Annotated in this window: 15 protein-coding genes; 13 read left to right on the top strand and 2 right to left on the bottom strand. The window is 74.4% G+C overall.

All coding sequences use genetic code 11. The annotated features are described in order from the left end of the window. Nucleotides 1–25 precede the first annotated feature (25 nt). The 4 genes from ACFXGA_RS16420 (at nucleotide 26) to ACFXGA_RS16405 (ending at nucleotide 6,609) form a co-directional block, all read left to right on the top strand. Nucleotides 26–1,156: an FxsB family cyclophane-forming radical SAM/SPASM peptide maturase gene (locus ACFXGA_RS16420; protein WP_378088571.1), complete on the top strand. Its 1,131-nt coding sequence runs from the start codon at nucleotides 26–28 to the stop codon at nucleotides 1,154–1,156. Then, entirely contained in the window at nucleotides 1,153–2,295 is a 1,143-nt protein-coding gene (locus ACFXGA_RS16415; RefSeq protein ID WP_378088569.1) for an aKG-HExxH-type peptide beta-hydroxylase, read from the top strand. The genes ACFXGA_RS16420 and ACFXGA_RS16415 overlap by 4 nt, the downstream gene beginning before the upstream one ends. Before the next feature lie 244 nt (nucleotides 2,296–2,539). Next, nucleotides 2,540–5,992, top strand: a complete 3,453-nt coding sequence (locus ACFXGA_RS16410) for a TM0106 family RecB-like putative nuclease (RefSeq protein WP_378088567.1) — start codon at nucleotides 2,540–2,542, stop codon at nucleotides 5,990–5,992. Nucleotides 5,993–6,063: 71 nt separating this feature from the next. Beyond that, a complete protein-coding gene (locus ACFXGA_RS16405) occupies nucleotides 6,064–6,609 on the top strand; it encodes a snapalysin family zinc-dependent metalloprotease (protein ID WP_378088565.1) in 546 nt (181 codons plus the stop codon). Between the two features lie 742 nt (nucleotides 6,610–7,351). Here the strand turns inward: ACFXGA_RS16405 and ACFXGA_RS16400 are convergent. Beyond that, nucleotides 7,352–8,482, bottom strand: coding sequence for a substrate-binding domain-containing protein (locus ACFXGA_RS16400; RefSeq protein ID WP_378088563.1), 1,131 nt, complete (start codon nucleotides 8,480–8,482; stop codon nucleotides 7,352–7,354). 322 nt (nucleotides 8,483–8,804) lie between these two features. On the opposite strand from ACFXGA_RS16400, the gene ACFXGA_RS16395 reads away from it, so the two are divergent. Both ACFXGA_RS16395 and ACFXGA_RS16390 read left to right on the top strand, forming a co-directional pair. After that, on the top strand, nucleotides 8,805–10,283 hold the full coding sequence (locus tag ACFXGA_RS16395) for a hypothetical protein (protein WP_378088562.1): 1,479 nt from the start codon (nucleotides 8,805–8,807) through the stop codon (nucleotides 10,281–10,283). Further along, entirely contained in the window at nucleotides 10,280–11,671 is a 1,392-nt protein-coding gene (locus tag ACFXGA_RS16390; protein WP_378088560.1) for a BNR repeat-containing protein, read from the top strand. Before ACFXGA_RS16395 ends, ACFXGA_RS16390 begins: the two co-directional genes overlap by 4 nt. A 44-nt stretch (nucleotides 11,672–11,715) precedes the next feature. Here the strand turns inward: ACFXGA_RS16390 and ACFXGA_RS16385 are convergent, their stop codons facing one another. Continuing rightward, complete coding sequence (locus ACFXGA_RS16385; protein WP_378088558.1) at nucleotides 11,716–12,525, bottom strand: transglycosylase SLT domain-containing protein; 810 nt, start codon at nucleotides 12,523–12,525, stop codon at nucleotides 11,716–11,718. 402 nt (nucleotides 12,526–12,927) lie between these two features. Here ACFXGA_RS16385 and ACFXGA_RS16380 point away from each other — a divergent pair, with 402 nt between their 5' ends. The 7 genes from ACFXGA_RS16380 to ACFXGA_RS16350 all read left to right on the top strand — a co-directional run bounded on the left by ACFXGA_RS16380 (nucleotide 12,928) and on the right by ACFXGA_RS16350 (nucleotide 25,599). After that, complete coding sequence (locus ACFXGA_RS16380; protein ID WP_378088556.1) at nucleotides 12,928–15,654, top strand: hypothetical protein; 2,727 nt, start codon at nucleotides 12,928–12,930, stop codon at nucleotides 15,652–15,654. Nucleotides 15,655–15,995: 341 nt separating this feature from the next. Continuing rightward, nucleotides 15,996–18,938 (top strand): hypothetical protein, encoded by a 2,943-nt coding sequence (locus ACFXGA_RS16375; RefSeq protein ID WP_378088554.1) that lies wholly within the window; start codon nucleotides 15,996–15,998, stop codon nucleotides 18,936–18,938. Between the two features lie 316 nt (nucleotides 18,939–19,254). Further along, complete coding sequence (locus ACFXGA_RS16370; RefSeq protein ID WP_378088552.1) at nucleotides 19,255–20,460, top strand: ROK family protein; 1,206 nt, start codon at nucleotides 19,255–19,257, stop codon at nucleotides 20,458–20,460. 320 nt (nucleotides 20,461–20,780) lie between these two features. Further along, the gene (locus ACFXGA_RS16365) at nucleotides 20,781–21,977 is read left to right on the top strand and encodes an ROK family protein (RefSeq protein ID WP_378088550.1); all 1,197 of its coding nucleotides are present in this window, start codon (nucleotides 20,781–20,783) and stop codon (nucleotides 21,975–21,977) included. Beyond that, the gene (locus tag ACFXGA_RS16360) at nucleotides 21,974–23,488 is read left to right on the top strand and encodes a sugar ABC transporter ATP-binding protein (RefSeq protein WP_378088548.1); all 1,515 of its coding nucleotides are present in this window, start codon (nucleotides 21,974–21,976) and stop codon (nucleotides 23,486–23,488) included. Before ACFXGA_RS16365 ends, ACFXGA_RS16360 begins: the two co-directional genes overlap by 4 nt. Beyond that, nucleotides 23,485–24,492 (top strand): ABC transporter permease, encoded by a 1,008-nt coding sequence (locus ACFXGA_RS16355; protein ID WP_378088546.1) that lies wholly within the window; start codon nucleotides 23,485–23,487, stop codon nucleotides 24,490–24,492. Before ACFXGA_RS16360 ends, ACFXGA_RS16355 begins: the two co-directional genes overlap by 4 nt. A gap of 60 nt (nucleotides 24,493–24,552) precedes the next feature. After that, nucleotides 24,553–25,599, top strand: a complete 1,047-nt coding sequence (locus tag ACFXGA_RS16350) for a substrate-binding domain-containing protein (RefSeq protein ID WP_378088544.1) — start codon at nucleotides 24,553–24,555, stop codon at nucleotides 25,597–25,599. Nucleotides 25,600–25,630: the final 31 nt, after the last annotated feature.

The raw sequence follows: 25,630 nt of genomic DNA, 5'->3' as shown, positions 1-25,630 counted from the left end.
CGGATTGCCCGGGGGGTCGTTGACGGTGGACTCGGCGAATGGGTTGCCGTTCCGCCAGTTCGTGCTCAAGGTGCACAGCAGGTGCAACCTGGCCTGCGACTACTGCTACGTGTACGAACTGGCCGACCAGCGGTGGCGTTCGCGACCGCGGGCGATGTCGCCGGAGATCGTGGCGCACACCGCCGACCGGGTGGCCGAACACGTGCGCGCGCACGGTTTGCCCGAAGTCGAAGTGGTGTTGCACGGCGGTGAGCCGTTGCTGTTCGGCCGGGCCGCGATCGAGTCGTTGGTGACGCGGTTCCGTTCCGCCGTGCCGGCGCGGGTGCGGTTCTCGGTGCAGACCAACGCGACATTGCTGGACCGCGAATTCCTGGGGTTGTTCTCCGCGCTCGGCGTGCGGGTCGGGGTGAGCGTGGACGGCACGCCGGAAGCGCACGACCGGCACCGCGTGCGGCCGGACGGCGGCGGCAGTTGGGCGTCGGTGCGCGCGGCGCTGGAGTCGTTGCGGTCCTTCCCGGAGGTGTACGGCGGCCTGCTGTGCGTGGTGGACGTGCGGGAGGACCCGGTGCGGGTCTACGAGTCGTTGCTGGGTTTCGCGCCGCCCGCGGTCGATTTCCTGCTGCCGCACGGGAACTGGTCCGCGCCGCCGCCGGGGCGCGTCGCCGACCCGGCCGCGACGCCGTACGCCGACTGGCTGATCGCCGTGTTCGACGTCTGGTACGGCAGGCCGCGCACCCGGGTGCGGCTGTTCGAGGAGCTGCTGGCGGTGCTGCTGGGAGGGCGTTCGGGGGTGGAGGGGATCGGGTTGAGCCCGTCGGCGCAGGTGGTGGTGGAGACCGACGGCACGGTGGAGGCGTCGGACATCCTCGCGTCGTCGTCGCCCGAGGCTTCGGCGACCGGGCTGCACGTCGCGCGCGACCCGTTCGACGCGGCGTTGGACCTGCCGGACGTGCGGGCCGGGCGTTCCGGGTTGGCCGGGTTGTCGGCCGAGTGCCGGGGGTGCCCGGTGGTGTCGGCGTGCGGCGGCGGGCTGCGGGCGCACCGGTTCCGGGAGGGCGGCGGGTTCGACCGGCCGTCGGTGTACTGCCCGGACCTCGCGCGGCTGATCGGGCACGTGCGGTCGCGGGTCGCGTCGGACCTGGCGGCGCTGGCGTGACCGTCGCGCCGTTCCGGGTGCCGGCCGCGGACTTCGTCGCGCTCGCGCGGGGCGGTGGCGGCGCGTCGGCGGTGCGCACGTTGCGGCGGGCGCGGCGCAGCCGGACGTTGCTGCTGATCCGGTCGATCGCCCGGGACCCGGCGGCGCGGCCGGCGTTCGCGGCGTTGCGCGAGGTGGCGCGGGTGGCGCCGGAGGCGGTGGACCGGGTGCTGGACCACCCGTCGGTCGGGGCGTGGGCGACGCGGACGGCGTTGGCGATGCGGCGGGGCGACGCCGCGCGGCCGGCGGAGCTGGCGTTCACGGCGGCCGCGGCGGCGGTGCGGGCCGGGGTGGCGGTGGACCTGGAGTTCCCGCCGGTGGAGGTGTTCTCGCTGCCGTCGTTGGGCGTGGTGGTGGGTCCGGGGTTGGCGTACTCGCCGCTGCCGGAGGTGGCGCTGGGCGGGGTGACGCTGCAGGTGGACCTGTGGCACGGCGGCGGGGTGCCGGACGGGCTGTCGGTGGCCCCGTCGGTGGACCTGCCGCGGTGGCGCGCGTCGCTCGGCGCGGCGTGGGACCTGCTGGCCCGCGACCACCCGGCGCTCGCGGCGGAGTTCGCCGAGGTGGTGTCGGTGGTGACGCCGATGCCGTCGTCGCCGACGGGGACCAGCAGCGCCACCGTGGCGGACGCGTTCGGGTGCGTGTTCCTGTCGCCGACGCCGGACGCGGAGACGCTGGCCGTGACGCTCGTGCACGAGGCGCAGCACAGCAAGCTGGTGGCGTTGATGGACCTGTTCCCGCTGGTGGAGCCGGGTCGGGACGCGGTGTTCTACGCCCCGTGGCGGGAAGACCCCCGTCCGGCCGCCGGCCTGTTGCACGGCACGTACGCGCACCTGGGCGTGGCGGGCTTCTGGCGTGGCCGTCCCGGTCCGGCCGCGCAGGCGGAGTACGCGCGCTGGCGCTCGGCGGCCCTCGTCACCGCCGAAACGCTGCTGGCCTGCGGCCACCTCACCCCGACCGGCCACGCGTTCGTCACCGAGATGGCGGACGTCCTGCGCGCCTGGTGCGCCGAACCGCTCCCGGCCACCGCCCTGGCCGCCGCCGAAGCCGAGGCCACCGCCCACCGGGCCCGCTGGCGCGCCGCCCACGGCCCCCTCCCCTGAACGCTCACCTCACCCGACCCGAACGTAGGACACACGCGTTCCGAACGTAGGACTCACGCGAGAGTCGAACGCTCAGGCCGCGCGTGTCCTACGTTCAGGTCGTGCGTGTCCTACGTTCGGAACGCGTGAGTCCTACGTTCGGAACGCGTGAGTTCTACGTTCGGGACGTGGCGCGGGGCACGGTGCGGCGACTCGCCGGGCACGGTCCGCCGGGTCGAGCCGTTCGGCCGCGATACTGCCCGCCATGCTCACCGCCGACGGCCACCTGGTGCACTCCCCCGCGGACCTGGTGGACCTGGTGGAGTGCGACCACCGCAGCCGCCTCGCGCACGCCCTGGCCGCCGGCCTCCCCGGCGCGCCCCTGCCGGACGACCGGCCCACCACGCTCGCCACCCGGCACGGCCTCGCGCACGAGCAGGCGGTCCTGGCCCGGTTCCGGGCCGAGCACGACGTGGTCGAGATCCCGCAGCCCGCGCCGACCCACGAAGCCCTCACGCACGCCGCCGCCCTGACGGCCGACGCCCTCGCGGCCCGCGCGCCGGTGATCTACCAGGCCGTCTTCTACGCCGACGGCTTCCACGGCCGCGCCGACTTCCTGGTCGCCACCGACCGCGGCTACGAGCCGCACGACGCCAAGCTCGCCCGGCACGCCACCCCGGCCGCCGTCGTCCAGCTCACCGCCTACGCGGCCGCCCTGGGCCCGCACGCCGGCCCCGCCATGCACCTGCTCCTCGGCGACGGCACCACCAAGTCGTTCCGGGTCGCCGACTTCCTCCCCCTGGTCCGCGACCTCCAGGCCCGGCTGAGGACCCGCCTCGCCGCGCCGCCGTCCCTGCCCGAACGCCTCTGGGCCGACGAACGCCCGGCCTGCGCCACCTGCCGGTTCGGCCGGCACTGCGCCGGCGGCCGGGAACGCGACCGCGACCTGTCGCTCGTCGCCGGCATCCGCGCCGACCAGCGCCGCAAGCTCGCCGCCGCCGGCCTCGGCACGATCGACGCCCTCGCCAACGCCACCCGCGCCGACCGCCCCGCCACGATGTCCGCCGCCACGTTCACCGGCCTGCGCGCCCAGGCCGCGCTCCAGGTCATCCAGGACGACTCCCGCACCGAGGACGACCCGGTCGGCAAGGTCGCCTACGAGGTCGTCGCCCCCGAGGCCCTGGCCGGCCTGCCCGTGCCGAGCCCCGGCGACCTGTTCTTCGACATGGAGGGCGACCCGTTCGCGCTCAACGGCGAGGGCCTGGAGTACCTCTTCGGCGTGGTGGACGCCGAGGAGCGGTTCACGCCCTTCTGGGCGCACACCCGGCCGCAGGAGAAGGCGGCGTTCGAGCGGTTCGTCGACTTCGCCACCGGGACGCTCGAACAGCACCCGGACGCGCACGTCTACCACTACGCGCCGTACGAGGTGAACGCCCTCAAGAAGCTCGCCGCCCTGCACGGCACCCGGGAGGACGCGGTGGACCACCTGCTGCGCTCCGGCGCGCTGGTCGACCTGTACTCCGTCGTGCGCAAGGCGCTGCGCGTGTCCCAGCGGTCGTACTCGATCAAGTACCTCGAACCGCTCTACATGCCCGGGGCACGCGCGGGCGAGGTGACGACCGCCGTCTCCAGCATCGAGGCGTACGAGGAGTTCCTGGCGCTGCGCGACGCGGACCCGCCGCGCGCCGAGGACGTGCTCTCCGGCATCGCCGACTACAACGCCTACGACTGCGTCTCCACGCTGCGGCTCTACCGGTTCCTGCTGGAGGTCCGCGCGGAGGCGGGCATCGAGCCGCACGTGCCGGAGCCGTCGTTCACCGAGGAGATCGAGGACGAGCTGGCCGCCCAACGCCGGGCCGAACGCGCCGAACGCCTCGCCGCCGTGGTGGACCCGCTGCTGGAGGGGCTGCCGGACAACCCGGCGGAGGCGACCGACGACGAACGGGCACGCGCGCTGCTCGCCGCCGCCGTCGGCTACCACCGGCGCGAGACGAACCCGGCGTGGTGGGACTTCTTCCGGCAGGTGGCCGCGCCGCTGAGCGAGCTGGAGTCCGACAGCGCGTGCGCGGTGCCGGTGTCGGTGCGGGCGCAGGACTGGGAGATGCCGTCCGGGCGGGTGCGCAAGGCCAAGCGCGAGGTGCGCGTGTGGTGCGACCCGGACCGGCCGCACCCGTTCGCCAAGGGCGACCAGGTCCGGCTGCTCTACCCCGGCACGCCCGCGAACGTCACCCGGGACGCGGTCGTGCTCGCCGAGTCGGCCGAGGACCTGGTGGTGCTGGAGAGCGTCGCGCCCGACGACGTGCACCACGACCGGCCCCTCGCGGTGCTGCCGTGCAGCCCGGTCCGCCCCACGCCGAAGGACGAGGCGGTGTACGACCTGGCCCGCGCCGTCGTGGACGGGCTGCCGGAGCTGCCGCCCCATCCCGGCGTCGACCTCGTCCGCCGCACGCCGCCCCGGCTGAGGACGGGCGCGCTGCCGCGCGGTGACGACCTGATCGCGGACGTCATCGCGGCGGTGGACGCCCTGGACGGCTCCACGCTGGCCGTGCAGGGCCCGCCGGGCGCGGGCAAGACCTACCTGGCGGGACGGCTGATCGCGCACCTGATCCGCGGCGGACGGAGCGTCGGCGTGACCTCCACCAGCCACAAGGCGGTGGAGAACGTGCTGAGCGCGGCGTTGGCGGCGGGCCGCGAGCTGGGCGTGCCGATCCCGACGGCCAAGCGGGCGAAGGGCGCGCCCGTCAAGGACTGCGCGTGGGAGCAGCCGCGCGACAACCCGGCGCTGGTGCGGTGGCGCGACGACCAGGGCGGCGGGCACCTGGTGGGCGGCACGGCGTGGACGTTCGCCAACGCCGCGCTGCGGGAACGGCCGTTCGACGTGCTGATCGTGGACGAGGCCGGGCAGTTCGCGCTGGCCGACGCGCTCGCCGTGTCCACGTGCGCGCGCAACCTGGTGCTGCTCGGCGACCCGCAGCAGCTGCCGCAGGTCGTGCAGGGCACGCACCCGGCCGGCGCGGAGGCGTCGGCGCTGGGGCACCTGATCGGCGACGCCGACGTCATCCCGCCGGAGCTGGGCTACTTCCTCGACCAGACGCGGCGCATGCACCCGGCGGTGTGCGCGCCGGTGTCGAACCTGTCGTACGCCGGCCTGCTGCACGCCCACCCCAGCGCCGCCGCGCGCGCCATCGACGGCGTGCCGTCCGGTGTGTACGTCCACTCCGTACCGCACTCGCACAACACCACCTCCTCGATCGAGGAGGCCGCGGCCGTGGTGGGCGTGGTGCGCTCGCTGATGGGTCGCATGTGGACGGACGGTCCGGACGCGCGCGCGTTGGACGACTCGGACATCCTGGTGGTGGCCCCGTACAACCTCCAGGTGCGGTTGGTGCGGCGGGAGCTGGAGAAGCACGGCTACGAGCACGTCCGGGTCGGCACCGTGGACCGGTTCCAGGGCCAGGAGGCCCCCGTGGTGATCACCACGATGACGTCCTCGGCCGCGGTGGACCTGCCGCGCGGGCTGGACTTCCTGTTGTCCCGCAACCGGTTGAACGTGGCGTTGTCGCGGGCGCAGGCGGTGGCGGTCGTGGTGTGCTCGCCCCGGCTGGTGGAGGCCGACATCCGCGACGTCGACCAGCTCCGCCTGGTCTCCGGGATGATCGGCCTGATGGCCGACGCCGTCCGGTGGGACATCGACGGGGGCTATGGCCAAACCGTATGACCCGGGGCGTTCACCCGCTCTTAATGTCGTGACACACGAACACCTCCTCACCCTGCACCGAAGGAGATCGTGTGACGAAGAGAGTGCTGCGCCTGCTGTCCGGGGCGCTGTTCACGACCATCGCGCTGGTGGGCACCGCCCTGGTCGGCCCGGCGTCGGCGTCGGCGGCCCCGCCGTCGGCCCTGGCCAGGACCGTCTACTACAGCGCGTCCGGCTACTCGGCGGAGGCCGACCAGGCCGCGCAGATCTGGAACTCCAGCGCGCCGAACGTGCGGATGGTGCGCGGCGGCAGCGCCACGATCCGGATCTACGCGACCACCGGCGGCGGTTCCCGGGCCTACCCCTGCGGGCTCGGGTGCGCCACCATCTACATCGACTCGCGGGACGTGGCGGCGGGCAACTCGGCGCTGCGGATCGTGACCCACGAGATCGGCCACGGCCTCGGCCTGCCGGACACGTACAACGGCATCTGCTCGTACCTGATGTCGGGCGGCAGCGCGGGCACGTCCTGCCGCAACCCCTACCCCAACGCCCAGGAGGCGAACCGGGTGAACCAGCTGTTCGCGGGCGGTTACAGCGCTCCGGTGCCCGCGGCCGGCGTGTACGCGAGGGGCTGACGGCGACGGGTGGCGCGGTGGTCCGGGACCGCCGCGCCACCCCGGTCCGAGCGGCGGAACAGCCCGAAGTGGAGGAAACCGATCAGTCCGTCCGGGACCGTCCGAACGGATCAGCCGATTCCACCTCATGGGGTGTCCGCCAGGTCTCGAAACTACGGGAAGTAGTTACCTAACCCCGGATCGAGTTGTTACATAGTCCCCGATATGGTGACGCGGTTCCTTTGCCCTTCCCTCAGGAGCCCTCACATGCAGTTCGCCAGAGTCGGCGCCCTGGTCGGCGCAGTCACCGCCGCCGTCGCCGCGACCGTCTTCGCCGCCGTCCCCGCCTCCGCCCACACCCCGAGGGTCGAGGCGGCCTGCGTCGACAAGGTCAGCACGCTCACCGTCAACCTCAAGGACTACCGGGTCGAGCAGGGCAAGAAGAACACGGTCGTCGTGACGGTCGACGACCAGGAGCCGAAGACCTTCGAGTTCGGGAAGGACTTCACCGAGACCTTCACCGCCGAGCCCGCCACGGTGGCGCACAAGTACAAGGTCGAGGTCAAGGCGTGGGACGACCCGACCGGCAGCCTGAAGTACACGCGGACGTTCGACCGCGGAACCGAGGCGTGCGTGGAGAACATCCCGCCGACCACGACGACCACCACCACGACCACGACGACGACCACCGTCGAGGCGACGACCACGACCGTGGAGGCGACCACCACGACGGTCGAGACGACGACGGAGTCCGCCCCGGCGGTCACCACGACCACCGAGGCCGCCGTCGTGCCCGCCGGTGACACCGAGGCGCTGGCCAGCACGGGCGCGAGCATCGCGATCCCGCTGGTGATCGGCCTGGTGCTGCTCGGCGGCGGCGCGGCCGTGCTGATCGTGCTGCGCAAGCGCGCGGCGAACAACTAGGTGCCCGCGGCTCGGCCCCCGCCCCCCCCCCCCGGTGCTTCTGCGGCCGCACGGCGGTCAGCGGCGGGTCGGAGGCGGCGGCCACCTCGTCGTCGTAGGACACCACCGCCAGGTCGCCCGGCACGTCCCAGCCCCGGTCGCGGGCCCGGTGCAGCAGCCCGATGGCCTCGCGGTCGGCGTGCACCAGCAGCGCCCGCACCCCGGCCCGCGCGCACCGGTCCAGCACGTCGTCGCAGGCCCGTGCCCACCCCGGCGACCCGTACGACGGCACCTCCACCGCGGGCGCGCCGTCCGCCGGGAGGCCGAGCGCCGACACCGCCGCCGTCCACCCGGCCCGGATCGCCGCCCGGTGCGGGCTCGGCCGCGACAGCACCAGCCCGACGCGCCGGTGCCCCAGCGCCGCGAGGTGCCGCACCGCGAGGCCCGCGCCCGACGCGTGGTCGGTCACCGCGGCGTCCAGCCCGATCAGCGGCAGCTCCGGCGGCGGCACCCGTTCCACCAGCACCACCGGCACCCTCAGCCCGGCCAGCCAGCGCAGCAGGTCCAGCCCGGCCGGCCCGGCGGTGCTCGGCGCGACGAGCAGCGTGCGCACGCCCCGTTCCAGCAGCTTCGCCACCTGCCGCCGGTCCTCGGCCGGGTCGTAGCAGGAGGTGCGCAACGCCAGCCTCCCGCCCGCGGCCGTCACGGCGGTCTGCGCGCCCTGGATCACGGCCGGCCAGTAGTAGTCCTCGGACGGCGTCACCATGCCCACCAGGACGTGCGGCGCGCGCGGGGCCGGGTCGCCGCGGTGGGGCAGCGTGACGCCGCCGTGCACGCGCGCCACCAGGCCGCGGTCGGCCAGCGCGGTCACGTCCCGGCGGACGGTCACCGCCGTCACGCCCAACCGCTCCACCAGGTCGGCGAGCCGGACCACGCCCTCGGCCCGCACCGCCGCGAGGATCAGTTCACGCCGCTGAGCCGCGAGTCGCATTGTCGGTTCCGATCGACTTTGATCGTTCCTGTTCGGTTCGTTGACCTTGGACTATGCCACGGACTGGAGTGGATCCACAGGACTCCACCAGGGGGACGGCACTCCCGACCCGAACCGACCGGACCACCGCCCCAACATCACCCAACACGCCACCCGCAAACCCTCGCCGCACCGCCCGCCCGCCACCGCCCGCCCGCCACCGCAGAACCAGCCGCCCAGCCGTCGCCGACCACCGCCGCCACCCACCGTCGCCGCCGAAGCGCACACGTCGCCCGGCACGACGGTCCCGTCCCCGATCCCCCTTCCGACGAGGAGGCACCCCATGGACCCATCGGGCAGGCTCACCCGCAGGAAGCTGCTCACCGCGGCCGGCGCCGCGGTCGCGGGCAGCGCGCTCGGCGCCGGCGTGGCCGCGGCGGACGCCACCATCGGCGTCGACCCCACCGCCGACAACGGCACGTGGGAGGGCTGGGGCACCTCCCTGGCGTGGTGGGCCACCGTGTTCGGCGACCGCGACGACCTCGCCGACCTGTTCTTCACCACCAAGACCGTGACCTACAACGGCACGGCGCTGCCCGGCCTCGGGCTGACCATCGCCCGCTACAACCTGGGCGCGTCGAGCTGGAACGCGGTGAACGGCGAACGGATGGTCGCCTCGCCGAACATCCCCCGCTTCAAGCAGGTCGAGGGGTTCTGGCAGGACTGGACCAACGAGGACCCGACCTCGTCGGCCTGGAACTGGAACGCCGACGCCAAGCAGCGCGCGATGCTGGTCAAGGCCACGCAGCGGGGCGCGATGAGCGAGCTGTTCGCCAACTCGCCGATGTGGTGGATGTGCCTGAACCACAACCCGTCCGGCGCGGCGGACGCGGCCGACACCAACCTCCAGCCGTGGAACCACCGGCAGCACGCCCTGCACCTGGCCGCCACCGCGCGCCGCGCCCGCGACCAGTGGGGCGTCACCTTCCGCACCGTCGACCCGTTCAACGAGCCGTCCTCGGCGTACTGGCACGCCAACGGCACGCAGGAGGGGTGCCACATCGACGCCACCACCCAGCGCAGCGTCCTGGCGCACCTGCGCGCCGAGCTGGACCGCCAGGGCCTGACCGGGACGTGGGTCGCCGCGTCCGACGAGACGAGCTACGACCTCGCCCGCACCACCTGGAACAGCTTCGACGCCACCACCAAGGGGTTGGTGCGGCAGGTCAACGTGCACGGCTACCAAGGGCTGGGCGGCCGGCGCGACCTGCTGGCCGACGACGTCCGCGCGGCGGGCAAGGTGCTGTGGAACTCCGAGCACGGCGACGGCGACGGCTCCGGCATGCAGACGGCCCGGTGCCTGCTGATGGACTTCCGCTGGCTCAAGCCGACCGCCTGGTGCTACTGGCAGGTGATGGACCCGACCTCCGGCTGGGGCGCGATCCGCTACGACGGCGGCACCGGCCAGGCGGGCGCGGTGGAGACGAAGCTGTACGTGCTGGCCCAGTTCACCCGGCACATCCGCCCCGGCATGCGGATCCTCGGCACCGGCGTGGACTACGCCGTCGCCGCCCACGACGCGGCCGCGCGCCGCCTGGTGATCGTGGCGGCCAACACCGGGGCGGCGCAGACGCTGACGTTCGACCTGTCCCGGTTCGGCCAGGCGCCGGACGGCGCGGTGACCCGGTGGTCCACGCTCACCTCCGGACCGGGGGACCGGTACGCGCGCCGCCAGGACCAGCGGGTGTCGGGCAGGCTCCTGCGGGTGCCGTTCGCGGCCGGCGCGGTGCAGACGGTCCAGGTGGACGGGGTGGTCCGGTGAGGGCGGCGGCCCTGGCGGCGGCCGTGCTGGCCGCGACGCTCGTGCAGCCCGGTGTCGCGCACGCCGCGCCGCGCGTCACCCTGCTGTCCGACACGCTGCTCGACCAGTCGGCGCTGTACTTCGTGTCCTACGACGGCCTGGTGAACAACAACGCGTTCCAGGACGCGCTGATCACCTACAACGGTCACCAGTATGCCGCCTGGTACACCTCCACCCGCAACGCCGTGGTGGCGCGCCGCCCGCTGGGCGGGGCGTGGGAGAAGGCCGTGCTGCCGCACCAGCTCGGCACGAACGACTCGCACAACGTGATCTCGCTGGGCATCTCGCCCCAGGACGGCGCCCTGCACGTCGCCATGGACACGCACAACTCGCGGCTGTACTACGCGAAGTCCGTCGCGGGCCTGGCGTCGCAGCCGGGTTCCTTCCGGTGGTCGGCGTCGGTGTTCGGCGCGGTCCAGCGGACCCTGGGCGGCGTCGAGCTGGGCAACATGACCTACCCGCAGTTCGTGGTCACGCCCGAGGGCGCGTTGCAGTTCAGCTACCGCACCGGCGGTTCGGGCAACGGCGTGAACGAGCTGGCCGAGTACACCGGCGGCACGTGGCGGAGGCTGGGCGCGTGGTCGTCGGCGACCGGCGACTACACCGGGCCGAACGGCGTCGTCTCCACCACCCGCAACATGTACCTGCACGGCCTCACCTACGACCGGCGCGGACGGCTGCACGCCGCGTTCACGTGGCGCGAGGGCAACACGGGCGTGCTGTGCCACCCCGGGGGCCTGACCAACCACGACACCGGCTACGTCTACAGCGACGACCGGGGCCGCACGTGGCGCAACGGGGCGGGCGCGGTCGTCGGGACCACGGGCGGCACGCGGGTCTCCGTGACCTCGCCGGGCCTGGTCGTCGACCCGCTCGACCCGAACCACGGGCTGATGAACCAGGAGGGCCAGAACGCGGACTCCGCCGGCACGCCGCACGTGGTGATCAGCTACGTGCCGGGCCGGTTCACCCAGTGCGTGTCGAACTACGCGCAGCAGCGCGCCCAGTACGGCCGCACGTTCCACGTCGTGCGCGACGCCGACGGCACGTGGACCAAGCGGGAGGTGCCGGTGCCGCCGGGCAGCACGCAGCGCACCAAGCTCGTGTTCGACCGGGACGACAACGCCTACCTGGTGATGCCGCGCGGCCGGATCGTGTCGGCGAGCCGGGCGAGCGGGTGGACGGACTGGGCGCTGGTGTTCGACCAGCCGTCGATGAACGCGTTCGGCGAGGTCAACGTGGACACGTCCCGGGTGGCCGCGGACGGGGTCCTGTCGTTCCAGTACCAGCAGCGCTCCAGCGGCACGACGCCGTCGCCGATCCGGGTGGCGGACTTCCGCCTGGGCTGACGGCGGCCGGGGCAACCGGTGGTCCCGGCGACGGGACCACCGGTTCAGTAGCCGACGTACCCGGTGCCGGCGCTGATCCCGACCAGGCCCGGGTGGTTGCCGAAGCCGCCGTAGCGCGCGTAGGTGTAGCGGACGCCCGCGATGATGTTGTCGACCGGGGCGTAGATGTCGTCGTAGCCCGGCAGCTTGTACGCCTGGAACGTGGGGTCGATGCACTGCATCAGGCCCTTGGAGGGTGTGCCGCGGGCGGCGTTGGAGTCCCAGGTGTTGACGGCGTTGGGGTTGCCGTTGGACTCCTTGATGATGATCGTGTAGATCTCGTCGAGGCTGTCCTCGGTGATCGGGGTGCCGTTGGCGGCGAGCACCGCGATGGCCTCGCGGATCCAGCCCTCGATCTGGCGCTGCTTCGGCGGCTTGCGCGCCTCGGCGGCCTCGCGGGCCTCGCGCGCCGCCTGCTCCTCGGCCGCCTTGCGGGCCGCGTACCCGTCCTGCGCCACGCCGCTGGCCTGGTTGAACAGGTGCAGCGCGGCGAGCTGCTCCTGGCGGATGATCCGGGCGGTCTCGGACCCGAGGTCCACCGCGTGCCGGGTGTCCACCTTGCCGGTGCGGACCGTGTCGTCCGGGACGCCGCCGAGGTCCGCGCCGCCCGCCATCGGGCTGAACGGCCCGTTCATCGCGTAGGCGGCCGCGCCGGAGCCGGACACGATGCCGACGGCCACCGCCACCCCGGCGATGCGCCGGGGGAGCACCTTCTCGGCCTCCGCCCGGTGCGCGCCCTTGTAGCCGGGCGGCGGGGGCGGGACCCGGAAGGTGGTCTGCCCGGGTTTGTTCTTGTGACGGACGTGCCGTGCCAAGGGTGCAGCCTCCTGCGGTCGGGGAACTCCGTCACCGGGCCTGGCGGGGGATCCAGGTGGACGTGGGCCGCGTCGGGGGAGTCGGGCCCGTGTCCTGTCGGTGATGGAACCGTGATCTGCGGCAGGGAACGTAACCGTTCGTGTTTCAAAGAGGCAAGGAAACGGCAATAATGGGTGACGTGCGTCACGTTTCCTGCGTCTTGTAACTACTCTCTGTTGTACCGGGTCGCGGCGGAGCGTCAGGGCGGTATCTAACGGGTGTACGGACTGGTCGTGACCGGTCCGTCCGGACGGCGACGACGCGGAACGGCCCGAACCGGATCGTCCGCGCCGCTACAGTCGGAAGTCCTGCGTCCCGCCGGAGCGGCGTGCGACGAGCCCGGTCCGCGTGGGGGGAGTCCGGTGGCGGAAGACGGTGCGACGGACCGATTATCGTCGGTCGACGTCGTGGACGAGCTGGTGAAGCTCCTGCAGGAGCTCACCGAGCGACCGCGGTTCGGCGAGCTGCCCGGCCGCCGGGCGGGCGGGCGCGCCGGCGCCGACCGCGGCATGCCGCTGGTCGCCCTGGTCCGGGGCGAGCGGGCCGACGGGCTGCTGCCCGCGCTGGCGTCGCACCTGCGCGGCGCGTACCCCGGCCGCGTGCCGCACGCCTACCACCGCTTCCCCGACCCGGAGCCGGACGCGGGCACGGCCGAGACCGCCACCTTGGAGGCGGTCGGCTCGGTGCTGGTGCACGTCGCGCGCGGCCTGGCGCACGGCGCCAACGCCCGCTACGGCCGGCACGAGTTCCGCCGCTTCGAGCTGGTCTACTGGCTGATGAACCAGCGCGTGGACGGTGCGAGCCCGGAGTCGGCGGCCACCCTGCTGACCCGGCTGCGGGAGCGGGACCTGAGCCGCCGCAGCGGCGACGACCTCAAGGACGTGCTCGACACCGCCGCCGACACCGCGCCGTGGTGGGTGCGGCTGGTGGTGCGGCTCGTGCCGTCCTTCCTGTTCCGGGCGAAGCTGCGCGGGGTCGTGCCGGGCAGCGAGTACCGGTGGCTGCTGCGCCAGCCCTACCTCGCGCCGCACGACCCCGGCACGTTCCTCGGCTTCGCCGAGCGGCTGACCTCCGCGCTGGTGCCCGGCCGCGGGGCCGGGCCGCGCGAGGACACCGGCCAGCTGGCCAAGCTGCTGGTCAACGCGTTCCTGGAGGACGTGCGGGCCGCCTACCGGCGGTCGTGGTGGCGGATCCGGTCGGCCCGCCGCACGGTCTACCCGGTGGTGCTGCTGGACGGCATCCGGCGCGACAACGGCGGCTACGCCCTGCTGAAGATCATCAACGACGTCCGCAACGACACCGGCGCGTTCGACCCGCTGGTGTTCATCAGCGGCAGCGCCAAGGTGCCGCCGGACGCGGAGACCACCGCCGAGCGCCGGCCCGCGCCGGTCGGCCAGGCGACCCACGCCTACGAGACGTGGGCGCGCAAGCTCGCCACCGACACCCGCGCCCGCCGCCCCACCGCCTGGTTCCTGCCGCTGCTGGCGCCGGACGTGGCGGTGGCGCGGGACGAGGCGACGCCGACGGCGACCCTGTCGGTGCGCCGGCCGCCGGTGTGGTCCCGCACGTCGGTGCTGCTGGTCGTGGCGCTGCTGGTGCTGGCGTCGTCGGCGACCCTCGGCTACCGGCACGTGCGGGAGCTGGCCGCCGAGGACGCCCGGTGGCGGCACGAGCACTGCGGCCTGGGCCGCGACAACCCGGACGCGCACACCCTGCTGCGCGTCGGCGACGACTGCGTGGGCGTCACCACGGGCCGCCTGCCGCTGTTCGGCGAGGCCGACCGCGAGGACCTCGACCGGTTCACCGCCGTGCAGGACCTGATCGTCCGCCAGAACGAGCGGGTGGTGGAGGCGCACGAGCGCGACCCGGACCGGCCCTACGCGTCCGTGGTGTACGTGTCGGCGATGGGCGCGACCCGCGACGCGTTGAACAGCAACACCGCGAGGCTGGTCGGCGTCGCCGCCCGGCAGGCCCGCCTGCTCGACCGCACCGGGCCCGACGAGCCGCTGATCCGGGTGCTGCTGGGCAACGCGGGCTCGGCCATGCAGCACGGCGACGTGGTCGCCGACCGGCTCAAGGGCATGCTGGAGCGGGACAAGAGCATCGTCGGCGTGCTCGGCATGGCCTTGAGCAGCACGCCGACCAGGAACACGATCACCGAGCTGGGCGCGGTGGGCCTGCCGGTGGTCGCCGCGACCCTGTCGGACGACGCGATGCCCACCGCGTCGCGGATGTACTTCCAGATCTCGCCCACCAACGACCGGCAGGCGCAGGTCGCGGCGCGGTACGTGCGGGCGGCCCACCCGGACAAGCGGGGCGTGGTGGTCGTGCACTCCAGCGACGAGGCGGACTCCTACGCGGCGAACCTGCGCCTGGACGTGGGGGCGCGGTTCGCCGAGCTGGGCCTGGCCGTGCGGGAGTCGCCGTACCGGCCGGTGTCGGACGGGCAGGGCTCCGACGCCCGGCAGCTCGGCCGGGACCTGTGCGACGTGGCCGACGACGAGGTGGTGTTCTTCGCGGGCCGGCCCGCGGACTTCGGCAAGCTCCTGGACGGGGTGAGCGCCGGGTGCCGCACCGACCCGCCCGCGCTGCTGGCCGGCGACGACATCGCCCGCTACGCCGCCAACGACGCGTTGCGCGGCGAGCACCCCGAGATCCCGTTCGAGTACGTGTCGTTCGCGGTCGGCGCGCCGGGCTGCGGGGCGGCCACGGAGATGCACCAGACGCTGCGGGAGCTGGTGCCGGAGCAGTGCTCGGGCGACGCGAACCCGTCGCTGGACGGCCACGCCGCCCTCACCTACGACGCCCTCTACCTCTACGTGCACGCCATGATCCAGCTGGGCCGCATCCCCGTCTCGCCCGGCCACGTCTGGAAGGAGATGAGCGACGTCGGCGGCGCGCGGGCGCTGTCGGGGGAGAGCGGCGTGATCGACTTCGGGGGCGGGCAGGTGCCGATCGACAAGTTCCTGGCCGTGCTGCGGGTGTCCGACGGCCGGCCGCCCGAGGTGCTGGCCTCGTGCGGCGACTACCCCAACCGGCACGACGTGGACCTGCGGCGCGCGCCGTGGTGCCCGACCACGCCACGCTGACCGTGTCCGGCGAGGAGCCCGGACGCGGGGGTGTCCGGCGACCAGGTCGGCGGGCTCGGGGCGGGGGGTTTCGGCGAGCAGGTCGGCCGGGACGGGCCCTCGACGGCGGGTGGCCGGGGCTGTTCGGTGGAATTGGGGCCGTCGACGGCGGGCGGCGCGGTGTGTCCGGCGGGGTCGGGGCGGGTGGCCCGGGGCGTTCGGCGGGGCGGGGCGGGCGGCGGGAGCACGGCGGTCCGGTATCGGCCCGGTGTCGGGCCGCAGCTTTGCGGCCGTGGCCGCGCGGACGCGGAGGACCATGGGCCGCGGTGGGTACTCGGCGTCGGCCCCGGGGTGGGCGAGGGGTGCTCGGCCAGCGGGCCGTGGCGGTCGGAGCCGCGCGGGTCTACCAGGCCGGGCGGGACCTGCACGTCCACGAGGTGGTCGACCGGAGGCTCGCGGAACCGCCCCCGCCGTCGCGGCCCGGCGACCTCGTGCCGCGGCCGCTGCCGTCGACCGTCCAGCGGGTCCCGCGCGCGCCGATGCGGGGACGCGCGGACGACCTGGCGTTCCTCCGCGACACCGTCGCCGCCGGCCGGCACGTCGTGCTGACGGGCCCGCGCGGCGCGGGCAAGACCCTGCTGCTCCAGCACGCGGCGAACACGGGCGCGCTGTCCGGCCGGGCCCTCGGCGACGGCGTGGGGGTGGTGTGGCTCGACCGCGACCCGGGGTCCGCCGCCGACGTCCTCCGGGAGATCGCGCACCGCTGCCACGAGGTCGACGCGGGCACCGTGCTGCCCGAGGGCCTGGCGCGGGACGTGCTCGGCGCGGTGCGCGCCCTGGTCGTGCTCGACGGCGTCGACCTGCCGCCCGAGGAGGCGCGGCTGGTGCTGTCGGCGATGCCGCGCAGCGTGTTCGTGCTGTCGTCGCGGCGGGAGGACCTGTGGCCGCTGGGCGCGCAGCGGCCGCTCGGCGGGCTGCCGCTCGACGACGCGGTCGCGATGGTGCGCGACGAGTTGGGCGACCGGGTCGACCCCGACGCGGTGGCCGACGACTGGCGGGCGTGCGACGGCAACCCGCTCGACGTCGTGGAACGCGCCGTGGTCCGGGACCTCGCCCACCGCCTCGGTGTGCTGCCGCAGGGGGCGACGGGCCCCGGGGCGCTCGCGCAGGCCGTGCCCGTGGTCCTCGGCTCGCTGACCGGGCAGGCCGGGGCCGCGTTGCGCCCGCTCGTCGCGCTGGGGGACGTGGGGTGGGGCGCGGGGCTGCTCGCCGCCGTCTGCGGCGTGCCCGACGCCGAGGGCGGGGGCCGGCTGGCGCGCAAGCGGCTGGCGCACCGCGAGGACGGCCGCTACCGGGTGAACGCGCTGGTGGCGGAGCACGCGCCGGCGGTCGCGGACGCCGAGCTGGCCGCGGTGGTGGAGCGCGTCGGGGAGTGGGTCGCGGGTGCGCGGCCCGATGCCGTGGCCGCCGAGCTGGAGGTCGTCGAGCGGGCGCTGCGGCGGGCGATGGCGGCGGGGTTGCCCGAGACCGCGCTGGACCTGGCCCGCGCGGCGTCCTCGGCGCTGGCCTGGACGCGGCACTGGGGCGCGTTGGCGACCGTGCTCGGGCTCGGGGTGCGGGCCGCGGTCACCGCGGGGTCGGTGCGCGACGAGCTGTCGTTCCGCTACGCGCTGGCCGTGTGCCGGCTCAACGACGGCCACACCCGGCAGGCCGCCGAGCTGGTGGCCGGGGCGCTGAGCCTGGAGCGCGACGAGGGCGACGGTCGCCTCGCCTCCCGCCTGCGCGAGCTGGACGGGGAGGTCCGGGGCCTGGCGTCCCGGCGACCACTGTCCACAGTGGACTCCGTCCTGGCGGGCGCGCGGGCCGTGCGCGACGCGTGCGCGCACGCGGTGACGAGCGTGCCGGGAGGCGTCCAGCTCGTCCGGCTGGCGCAGGAGCACCCGGCGCTGGTGCGCGGGGTCGCGTCGATCACCGCCGTGGCGGGTCTCGTGCTGGCCACCCTGTCCGCGTCGGGCGTCGGCGACCCGGCCACGGCCATGCCGCCGCCCGACGTCACGGTGACCGGCGCGCCGTCCGTGACGCCCGGCGGCACCGCGGACCCGCGGCCGACCGGCGCCGATCCCACCGGCGCGGACCCGACCGGCGCGGATACCGCCGGGGTGAGCCGGACCGGCGTGCCGACGACCACCGCGCCGGGTGGTGTGGTGGGGGAGCGCACGTCGGGCGCGGTGGACAACGGGCGCACCGGGGGACGGACGTCCGCGACCACCCCGCCGCCGCCGATCCCGGCCACGTGGGGGTTCGCCCGGGTGTGGTCCGTCGAACTGCCGATCGGGACCACCCAGCCGCTGTCCGGGCCGGTGCCCGACAACGGCCAGGCGAACTGGACCTACGGCCCGTGGGCGATGACCACGCCCGCCGCCGGCCACGCGACCGCCACGCACGTCGCCGTGGGCCGGCAGCGGGTGCGGCTGCCCGCGGTCGGCGCGCCGGGCGGCAGCGTGAAGGTGACCGCCCAGGACTACGCCGCGTGGGGCGGCGCGGTCGGCTACCGGCCCGGTGTGTCGTGCCAGCCGGCGGGGTGGTTCCCCGACGGCGTGGACGAGGTGGTCGACGTGGTGTGCTTCGACCGCGACGGGAACCCGGACGACGTGCCGTTCTTCCTGCGGTACGTGGCCGGTTCCGCCTCGGCCACGCGCGGGTTCGTGCACGACGACCGGCCCACCGCGGCGACGTTCACGCCCGATCGGGAACACGGCGTGAACGCGGGCACGGTCACCCGGACCGGTGTCGGCCGCTACACCGCGGACTTCCCCGGATCGGCGGGGGGCGTGGTGGAGGTGACCGCGGTCGGCGACGCGCCGCGGCACTGCGCGGTGGTGGGCCGGCGCGGGCAGCTCGCCGACCTGGCGTGCACGACCCCGGACGGCTCGCCCGCCGACAGCGCGTTCGCGGCGACGTTCGGCGTCGGCCAGAACCTGCTGGACGACCCGCGCAAACCGGTCGGCGACCACGTCGTCGTGACCGGCTCGGGCGTCGTCACCGCGCGGTGGGCGTCGGGCGACGCGCCGATGACGGTCGAGCGGCTGTCGACCGGCCGGTACCGGGCGCACTTCACCAACGGCTACATCCCGAGCACCATGCAGGTCACCGCGACCAGCGCCGGGCACCACTGCAGCGTCATGCAGTTCAACGACTACAGCTTCCCGGACGACGCGACGATCTGGGTCGGGTGCTTCGGCCCGTCCGGTGTGGTGGCGGACAGCGGTTTCGCCCTCGTCTACACGTCGGCGCGGATCCACTAGCGGGCGTCTCGCCGGCACGGGGAATGTCGGACCCCTTCGGCACCACCGCCTTGTCGAGGAGGGGAGCGCACGTGGAGGACCGGTGGCCGTGAGTCCCCGGTCCACGGGGCCGCCGCACCCCGCCCGGCCTGCCCCGCCGTCCCCCGCCGCCGCCCCACCGCCCTGCGCCGCCTTTCCGACCGCCCTCCGCCGTCTGCCCAACGCCCTGCCCGGCCTACCCACCGTCCTGCGTCGCCTCTCCCGCCGTCCCACGCCTGTCCCGCCCGGCCGCCGGATCGCCACGCGGCCGCCCGCGCCCTGGCCGTAAATTGGTGCCATGAGCAGCGCGACGGGCAGCGGTCAGCAACCGCGGGTGGTCTCCGGACGGCAGTCGGAGCTGCTCGGCCTGCTCCGCGACGAGGGCGCGATGTCCCGCGTGGCCCTCGGCGAACGGCTGGAGCTGCCCCGCGCCAAGCTGACCGCCGAGCTGGGCAGGCTGGTGGACGTCGGCCTGGTCCAGGTCGGGGGACCGGCGGCCAGTCGGGGCGGGCGGCGGTCCACGCTCGTGCACCTGGCCGGCGACCTGCGCGTGCTCGGCGTGGACGTGGGCGCGACGTCGGTGACGGTCGCGGTCACCGACGGCCGGTGCGAGGTGCTGGAGAGCCGCAGCGAGGAGTGCGACGTCCGCAGCGGCCCGGCGCAAGTGTTGAGCCGCGTCGCCGAGCTGGCCGACGTCGTCTACGCCAAGGCCCCGGGCCGGCTGATCGGCGCGGGCATCGGCCTGCCGGGCCCGGTGAGCTTCCGCGACGGCATGCCGGTCGCGCCGCCGATCATGCCCGGCTGGGACCGCTACCCCGTGCGCGACGAGCTGGCCGGCCGGTGGGGCTGCCCGGTGACGGTCGACAACGACGTGAACGCCATGGCGCTGGGCGAGCGGCACGCGGGCGTGGCCCGGTCGCTGGAGGACCTGATCTTCGTCAAGGTCGGCACGGGCATCGGGTGCGGCATCGTCCTCGGGGGCCGGGTCTACCGGGGCGTGGCGGGCACGGCGGGCGACATCGGGCACATCAGGCTGGACGACTTCGGCCCGGCGTGCGCGTGCGGTGAGGTCGGCTGCCTGGAGGCGTACTTCGGCGGCTCGGCGCTGGCCCGGGACGCGACCACGCTGGCCCGCAGCGGCCGGTCGGTCGCGCTGGCCACGGCCCTGCACGACAAGGGCGTGCTGACCGCCGAGGACGTCGGCACGGCCGCCGCCGCGGGCGACTTCGCCGCCGCCAACCTGGTCCGCGAGGGCGGCCGCAGGCTCGGGCACGTGGTCGCGTCGCTGGTCAGCTTCCTCAACCCGGGCATGGTCGTCATCGGCGGCGGCGTGTCGCGGCTGGGCCACTCGCTGCTGGCGGAGGTGCGCAGCGCCGTCTACCGCCGTTCCCTGCCCCTGGCCACGGGCAACCTGCCCATCGTGCTGTCGGAGCTGGGCGACCTCGCGGGCGTGACGGGCGCGGCCTGGTCCGCCACCGACCGCGCGTTCTCCCCGGCCGGCTGACCCGAGCCGCCCGACGCGGCGACCACCCGGCACACCGGGCCGTCGGGCGTCCGATGGGCGTCCCGGCGTACCCCGCGCCCGACCCCGTCCCCGCCCGACCCCGTCCCCCGATGACACCACCGCCGCCCACCTCCGGCATTCGCAAAAGCAATCACGAGCTTCCGTCGAAACGCAGCCAACTTTTGCAACGAACCGACAAAAGTGCGGCCAAGTTCTTGTCAGGCCGAGCAGCCAAATGCCAGGATCGGCCGCAACTCACGCCGGAACGTGAGCTGGACCACCTGGTTCGATCGGCTCCCTCAACGAAGTCGGAGTAGGCGATGCAGGCGCAGGGCGAAGGCAGGCGCGAGGCGAACCTCGCCCTCCTGCTGCGCACGCTCCGCGCCCGCGGCCCCCTGTCCCGCACCCAGCTCGCCGCCGGGTCGGGCCTGTCGAAGGCCACCGTGTCGCCGCTCCTGGCGAACCTGGAGCACCGCGGCCTCACCCAGCGCGCCGGCACCACGACCACCCAGGGCCGACCGGGCCAGCTGGTCCAGCTGCGCCCCGGCGCGGTGTGCGGCATCGGCCTGGACGTCCACCCCGGCCACCTCGGCGCGACCGTCACCGACCTCACCGGCGAGGTGCACCTGCGCCGCCGGACCAGCTGCGACACCAGCGCGCCCGAGCACGCCCTGGACCGGCTCGCCGACCTGACCCGCAAGGCCCTCACGGACGTGCCGGACGCCGACTGGGCGGGCGTCACCGTCGCCATCCCCGGCCGCGCCGACCGCGCCACCGGCACCGCGACCGCCCACCGGCTGCGCTGGCGCGAGGTCGCCGTGGTGGACGGCCTGGCCGCCCGCACCGGCCTGCCCATCGGCCGCCTCGACGTGGACACCGAGGCCAACCTCGCCGCCTACGCCGAGCACGACCGCGACCCGGTCGACCACCTCGTCTACCTCAACGGCGACCACACCGTGGCCGCGGGCGTCATCGCCAACGGCGAGCTGGTGCGCGGCGCGGACAACCACGCGGGCGAGGTCGGCCACCTGGTGCTCGACCCGCTCGGCGGCGCGCACTGCGCCTGCGGCCGTCGCGGCTGCTGGGAGACGCAGGTCGGGCTGGACGCGTTCCTGCACGCCTGCGCGCCCCGCCACGACGAGGTGCACAACCCGGAGCTGGCGCCCGGCGAGCGCATGTCGATCCTGCGCGCCCGCGCCGAACGCGGCGACGCCCGCACCCTCGACGCCCTGGCCCGCACGGCCGCCGCCCTGGCGTCGGGCATCGCGGTCCTCACCACCCTGCTCAACCCGCGGAAGGTCGTGCTCGGCGGCTACTTCGCCGCGCTGCAGGACTGGCTGGTCGCGCCGCAGCGGCAGGGCCGCACCCGGATCACCGCCTCCACCCTCGGTTTCGCCGCCGGCGGGACCGGCGCGGCGCTGGCCGCGTTGCGCCGGGTGCTGGACGACCCGACCGTCGTGCCCGTCAAGGACAACACCCCGCGCACGGGCGGTTCACACGAAGGGGCCTCGGCATGACCCTGCTCCGGATGACCGGCATCGGCAAGTCGTTCCCGGGCGTGCGCGCCCTGGACCAGGTGGACCTGGAGGTCGTGGAGGGCGAGGTGCACTGCCTGCTCGGCCAGAACGGCGCGGGCAAGTCCACCCTGATCAAGGTGCTGGCGGGCGCGCACCAGCCCGACGAGGGCGTGATCGAGTGGCGCGGCGCGAAGGCCACCCTGCCGTCGCCGGTGGCCGCGCTGCGGCTCGGCGTCGCCACCATGTACCAGGAGCTGGACCTGGTGCCGGACATCTCGGTCGCGGAGAACGTGTTCCTCGGCCACGAGCCCACCCGGTTCGGCTTCACCCGCCGCCGCGCGGCCCGCGAGCGCACCCGGACGCTGATGGCCCGCCTCGGCCACCCGGAGATCGACCCCGACCGCGAGGTGGGCCGGCTGTCCGCCGCCGGCCAGCAGCTGGTGTCCATGGCCCGCGCGCTGGCCCACGACGCCCGGCTGATCGTGATGGACGAGCCGACCGCCGCCCTGGCGGCCGACGAGGTGGACAACCTGTTCCGCATCGTCGGCGAGCTGACCGGCGACGGCGTCGCCGTCCTCTACATCTCCCACCGCCTGGAGGAGATCCGCCGCATCGGCAGCCGCGTCACCGTCCTCAAGGACGGCCGCACGGTCGCCGCGAACCTCCCCGCCGACACCCCGACCGCCGACCTGGTCGACCTCATGTCGGGCCGCAAGGTCGAGACCGTCTTCCCGCACCGCGACGTGTCCACCGTGGACAGGAGCCGCGAGGTGCTGACCGTCGCCGGCCTCACCCGGCAGGGCGAGTTCCACGACGTCAGCTTCCACGTGCACGCGGGCGAGGTGCTCGGCATCGCGGGCCTGGTCGGCGCGGGCCGCAGCGAGATCCTCGAAACCGTGTTCGGCGCGCGCAAACCCGACGCCGGGCACGTCGCGGTCGACGGGAAGCCGGTGCGGCCGGGCAGCGTCGTCGCCGCCGTCAGGGCGGGCATCGGCCTCGCCCCGGAGGAGCGCAAGGCCCAGGGCCTGCTGCTGGACCTGACCGTCGCGGACAACGTGACCCTGTCCAGCCTGTCCGCCTACAGCCGCGCCGGTTTCCTCGACCGCGCCCGCGAGCTGAAGGACTCCAAGGCCACCCTCGAACGGCTCGACCTGCGGCCCGCCGACCCGAGGCGGCTGGTGGCCGAGTTCTCCGGCGGCAACCAGCAGAAGGCCGTCGTGGCGCGGTGGCTGGTCCGGGGCTGCAAGGTGCTGCTCCTGGACGAGCCGACGCGCGGCGTGGACGTCGGGGCCCGCGCCGAGCTGTACCGGGTGGTGCACGAGCTGGCCGCCGCCGGCGTCGCCGTGGTGCTGGTCTCCAGCGAGGTCGCCGAGGTCCTGGGCCTCGCCGACCGCGTGCTGGTGCTGCGCGACGGCGAGGTGGTCGCGGACCGGCCCGCCGACGAGCTCACCGAATCCGCCGTGTTGGACATCGTGATGGCCGGCAGTGCCGTGACCGAGGAGGTCCCGTGACCGAGACGAGGGTCCTCGACCCGAAGGCCGCTCCGCCCGCGGAGCGGGGCAGGCAGCGCCGCAACCTCGACCTGAGGCTGACCGGGCTGCTGGGCGTGCTGGTGGTGCTGTGCGTCGTCGGCTACGCCACCCGGCCGGACAGCTTCCTCACCGAAGCCAACATCTCCACCATGCTGCGGCTGGCCGCCGCGATCGGCGTGGTCAGCGTCGGCATGACGTTCGTGATCATCAGCGGCGGCATCGACCTGTCCGTCGGCTCGATCGTGGCGTTGTCCGGCGTGTGGATGACGACGGTCGCCACCCAGTCCTACGGGCCCGTGGTGATGGTGGTGTGCGCGCTGCTGGTCGGCCTGGGCTGCGGCCTGGTCAACGGGCTGCTCATCTCCTACGGCAAGATCGTGCCGTTCATCGCCACCCTCGCCATGTACGCGTCGGCGAAGGGCCTGGCCGAACGGCTCTCCGGCCGCCGCACCCAGGTGGTCACCGAGACCGGGTTCACCACCTTCTTCCGGGGCGACATCCTCGGCATCCCGGTGCTCATCTGGATGCTGGCCGCGGTGTTCGCGGTCGGCTGGGTGGTGCTGAACCGCACCACGTTCGGCCGCCGCACGTTCGCCGTCGGCGGCAACGCCGAGGCCGCCCGCCTGGCCGGCATCGACGTCCGGCGGCACACCGCCCTCGTCTACGGCATCGCCGGCCTGTGCTGCGGCATCGCCGCGCTCATGGTCGTCGCCCGCACCACCTCCGGCGCGTCCACCAACGGCATGTTCTACGAGCTGGACGCGATCGCCGCCGTCGTCATCGGCGGCACCCTGCTCACCGGCGGCCGCGGCTCGCTGATCGGCACCCTGATCGGCGTCCTCATCTTCACCGTGGTGGGCAACATCTTCACCCAGAACAACCTCGACACCGACATCCAGAACATCGCCAAGGGCGTGATCATCGTCGCCGCGGTGCTCCTGCAGCGCACCACCGCCCGCCGCCGCGGCGCGCACGCGACCTGATCCTCCCCGCCCGGCCCACCGACCCCGACCCCACCCCGACACACCGCCCGGGAGACAGCCATGCCCTCACTCGACCGCCGCCGCTTCCTCTGGGGAACCACCGCCGTGGGCACCGCCGCCCTGCTCGCGGGCTGCACCTCCAACGAGACCGCGAACAACGCGCCCAACGCCGTCGCCGGCGGCTCCGGCCAGAACACCCAGCCGGGCAAGCAGGTCACCATCGGCTTCTCCGCGCCCGCCGCCGACCACGGCTGGATGGCCGCCATGACCAAGAACGCCAAGGCGCAGGCCGACCAGTTCTCCGACGTCACGTTCAAGGCCACCGAGGGCACCAACGACGTCAACCAGCAGATCGGCCAGGTCGAGACGCTGATCAACGACAAGGTCGACGTGCTGGTCGTGCTGCCGTTCGACGGCAAGGCGCTCACCGAGGTCGGCCGCCAGGCCATGGACGCGGGCATCCCGGTCATCAACGTCGACCGCGTCTTCGACACCCCGCTCGCCTACCGGCTGTGGATCGGCGGCGACAACTACCGCATGGGCGTCAACGCGGGCGAGTACATCGTCGCCCAGATGAAGGCCAAGAACATCAGCAACCCCGTCATCGGCGAGATCGCCGGCATCGACTCCCTGCCCCTGACCCAGGAGCGCAGCAAGGGCTTCAGCGACGCCCTCGCCCGCGCCGGGTTCTCCGTCGGCCCCCGCGTCTCGGCGTCGTTCACCTCCGAGAGCGGCGAGCAGCAGACCGCCAACCTGCTCCAGTCCGCCCCCAGGCTCGACGCCGTGTGGAACCACGACGACGACCAGGGCATCGGCGTGATGGCCGCGATCGACAGCGCCGGCCGCAACGAGTTCGTCATGGTCGGCGGCGCCGGGTCGCGCAACATGATGGACCTGATCAAGGCCGACAGCGGCGTGGTCAAGGCCACCGTGCTCTACAGCCCCTCCATGGCGTCCTCCGCGATCGCGCTCGCCCGCCTGCTCGGGCAGGCCAAGGGCATCGGCGACATGGCCGAGCACGACATCCCCGCCTCCATCACCACCTACTCCGCCGTGGTGACCAAGGAGAACGTCGACCAGTACCTCGACGTCGGCTTCGACTCCTGATCCCGGATCGGGATCGACGCCGTCGCCGGAT

Source organism: Actinosynnema sp. NPDC059335 (assembly GCF_042752395.1).
GTDB lineage: Bacteria > Actinomycetota > Actinomycetes > Mycobacteriales > Pseudonocardiaceae > Actinosynnema.
Note: the sequence above shows the minus strand (reverse complement) of the source record. Positions and strands in the feature narration are given on the sequence as shown.

Bases quoted from the DNA above. Each gene is read 5' to 3' on its own strand.
- ACFXGA_RS16400 (WP_378088563.1), bottom strand. From the start codon at position 8,482: ATGCGACTCGCGGCTCAGCGGCGTGAACTGATCCTCGCGGCGGTGCGG.
- ACFXGA_RS16370 (WP_378088552.1), top strand. From the start codon at position 19,255: ATGAGCAGCGCGACGGGCAGCGGTCAGCAACCGCGGGTGGTCTCCGGA.
- ACFXGA_RS16350 (WP_378088544.1), top strand. From the start codon at position 24,553: ATGCCCTCACTCGACCGCCGCCGCTTCCTCTGGGGAACCACCGCCGTG.
- ACFXGA_RS16360 (WP_378088548.1), top strand. From the start codon at position 21,974: ATGACCCTGCTCCGGATGACCGGCATCGGCAAGTCGTTCCCGGGCGTG.
- ACFXGA_RS16410 (WP_378088567.1), top strand. From the start codon at position 2,540: ATGCTCACCGCCGACGGCCACCTGGTGCACTCCCCCGCGGACCTGGTG.
- ACFXGA_RS16365 (WP_378088550.1), top strand. From the start codon at position 20,781: ATGCAGGCGCAGGGCGAAGGCAGGCGCGAGGCGAACCTCGCCCTCCTG.
- ACFXGA_RS16395 (WP_378088562.1), top strand. From the start codon at position 8,805: ATGGACCCATCGGGCAGGCTCACCCGCAGGAAGCTGCTCACCGCGGCC.